Below are 1,350 nucleotides of genomic sequence, written 5' to 3'. Positions count from 1 at the left end.
TGCTTCTTTTAAACCTTCACAGACTTTCTTGATGGCTTCTTCTTGATGGGGACGAGGCTCTTTTGTTGATTTCAGAACAATTTCTTTTTTCGTTGCAAATATTTGCCAGTCTATACGACTGTTTTCCATATGACGAAGGTCAATACGATAAACGGGTATCGCTTGTCCTTTAATCATGGCATTCACATTGTCACTTAATTCCACTTCTGTGCTGTCAACGAGAAGTCGATATTTAAAGATGTCTTTTCCAGATGCCGCGATAAAGCTATCAATATCCTTTTTACTGATCTGATGGTCTGCTTGATAAAACTTACATTGAATAGCCACATAGCCCTCTTGATTGCGAAGCTTGGCAACCAGATCAATGCCGATATCATTTTTATTCCAACCTTCACGCTCTTTAGCCCATTCATAATAGCTCTCAACTTTTTCATATCGCCCATAGTGGAGAGGGTCATACATAAGATATTTTGTCACAAAATCTTCAAACAGTTTCCCTCGTAGAGTATTTGAAGTTGTCTGTTCACGATAGGATTGTAAAAGGGAGCGTAAAGTGAATTGTTCATTATCAGACTTAATAGATTGCAGCATATTGTAATAAAAATCCCTTGCCTTATGAGATGATTAATAATCATCAAAAGAATCAAAATGAATTTAATTAAATGCATTTAAAGCAAATAACGATAAAAAAGGGAAAAAAACTGCTAAAAAAAGCCGATATTTTTTTCAAAAGGGGTCTTTAAGGCTGCTTATCAACAGCCCATGACATGGAATAAGATCAGCAAAGTAGTGAAATTTGCTATTCATTTCACGGGTTAATCAAGATAAATGTACTATGGGCTTTAATATATCAGAATGAGTATTTTGATAAGTTTATAGATAGGTTTTGAAGGTGTTTAAAACCCTCAAAATACTCAAAACCCCTAAAACTCATAGATTAGGCGTCTTTTGAAGGTTCACTCTATGAATGCAAGGGGATATGGTTGAGCAAACTTATCCTTTATATTTATGGGGATATTGATGTATTAACCATTGACGGGCTAAACAGTTTTGTTTAGAGGTCTTTTTACATAAATGTGGGGGAGAGATCTTCAGCAGTTAAAATAAAGCAGTTTTGGGTGTCACTTTTCTTTGGTAACAGAGGCATGTGCTTTTGTTAAAAGCGTCATAGGGCAGTGGCTGTTTTGAGTGGACTTGTTAGAGGTTCCATGAAGTTCTTTTAAAGAATGCTTCATGAATAATGCAAAGCGGGGGCAATCTGTATTGTTTTCTGTATTTTTACGCCAAAGTTCTCTTTTGAGAATTTTTCGTGCCATTGTTGTTTTCTTTGGCTTGTTTACAGGTGTAAAT

1 pseudogene is annotated in these 1,350 nt (G+C 35.6%); it reads right to left on the bottom strand.

Annotated features, from left to right (window positions below):
- Window positions 1-591 (bottom strand): annotated as a pseudogene (locus ACFINZ_RS09640) (damage-inducible protein); the annotation flags it as partial.
- Window positions 592-1,350 lie beyond the last annotated feature (759 nt).

Origin of the sequence: Bartonella sp. AA81SXKL, assembly GCF_042196945.1 — a bacterium.
GTDB lineage: Bacteria > Pseudomonadota > Alphaproteobacteria > Rhizobiales > Rhizobiaceae > Bartonella.
This window is presented reverse-complemented; position numbering and strand designations above follow the sequence as displayed.